This is a genomic window from Curtobacterium sp. B8, assembly GCF_000333315.1.
Lineage (GTDB): Bacteria > Actinomycetota > Actinomycetes > Actinomycetales > Microbacteriaceae > Curtobacterium > Curtobacterium luteum.
Map to the genome: position 1 here is coordinate 1 of NZ_BACW01000224.1, position 1,224 is coordinate 1,224.

The following is a 1,224-nucleotide window of genomic DNA, read 5'->3' on the forward strand; positions in this document are numbered from 1 at the left end:
CGCCGCACTGACCTGGGTGTCGCACGCGCTCGGCGCCTCGAAGCCCCTGCCGACGCCGGAGCGCACCTTCACGCCCATCGAGCAGGCGCTCGTCCGCAAGATCGTCGAGGACGCCCTCGACGACCTCCGCTACTCGTTCGGCGGCCTGCTCGCGCACGACGTCACCGCCGGCGGGTTCCAGTTCAACTCGCAGTTCGCCCAGGCCGCGCAGAAGGGCGACCTGATGATCGTCGCGTCCTTCGAGATCCGCGTCGGCGACCGCGTGGCCCCCGGCACCCTCGCGCTGCCCGCCGAGGCGGTGCTGCCCCAGCTCGGGGAGCAGGCGACGCACGTGTCGTCCGCCGAGGCGCGCCACCTGCTCGACGAGCAGCTCGCGAACGTCCCCGTCGGCGTCAGCCTGCGCTTCGCGCCGGCGACGGTGCTGCCGGCGCAGGTCCTCGGCCTCGCCGTCGGTGACCTCCTCCCGCTGCCGCACCCGCAGCACCGGCCCCTCACCATCGCGGTCGACGGCGAACCCGTCGGCACCGCGGCCGTCGGCGCGAACGGGTCGCGCCTCGCCGGCATCGTCGTCACCACCACCGCAGCTACGGAGCCCTCCGCATGACCGCCACCACCACCCTCCACGCCACCGCCGCCGACGCCCTCGTGGTCGCCCTGCCGACGGCGGCGCCGCTCAGCGCGGTGGCCCTGCCTGGAGGCGCGACACCGGCCGTGCTCGAGGCGGCGGCCACCGGGGTGGTCGCGTCGTTCGTCGGCGGCCTGTCGGCCGACCTCGCGCTCGTCCTGACCGACCTCGGTGCGGTCACGGCGGCCGGCGGCACCGAGCACGGCATCGTGGAGGTCACGGACGTGCTGCGGCCCTCGCTCGAGGCCGCCGCCGGCGTGCTCGGCATCGGTGTCCTCGGCGACGCCCGCGTCGAGTCGGCCGCGTCCCTCCTCGCCGATCCCGAGACCGCGGTCTTCGAGCTGACCGCCGGTGGCGTCCCCGGAGGGTGGTTCGGCATCCGCGTCCGGGAGAACGGCACCGTCTCCGCGTCGACCGCACCCGCCGTCACCGTCCCGACCGGGAACCTCGGCCGCATCAACAACGTCGAGATGACCCTGACGGTCGAGATCGGCCGCACCCGGATGTCCGTCCGCGACGTCCTCGGCATGGAGCCCGGCGCCGTCGTCGAGCTCGACCGGAGCGCTGGCGCACCCGCCGACGTGCTGCTGAACGGCCGG

General features: G+C 75.2%; 2 protein-coding genes. Both read left to right on the top strand.

Going from position 1 to position 1,224, the window contains the following annotated elements; genetic code table 11:
• Positions 1-604, top strand: a 604-nt coding sequence (locus I59_RS05640; RefSeq protein WP_022903038.1) for a FliM/FliN family flagellar motor switch protein, incomplete at its 5' end; no start/stop codon positions are given.
• Positions 601-1,224: FliM/FliN family flagellar motor switch protein (locus I59_RS05645; protein ID WP_022903039.1), on the top strand; the 624-nt coding region annotated here is incomplete at its 3' end. The genes I59_RS05640 and I59_RS05645, both read left to right, overlap by 4 nt.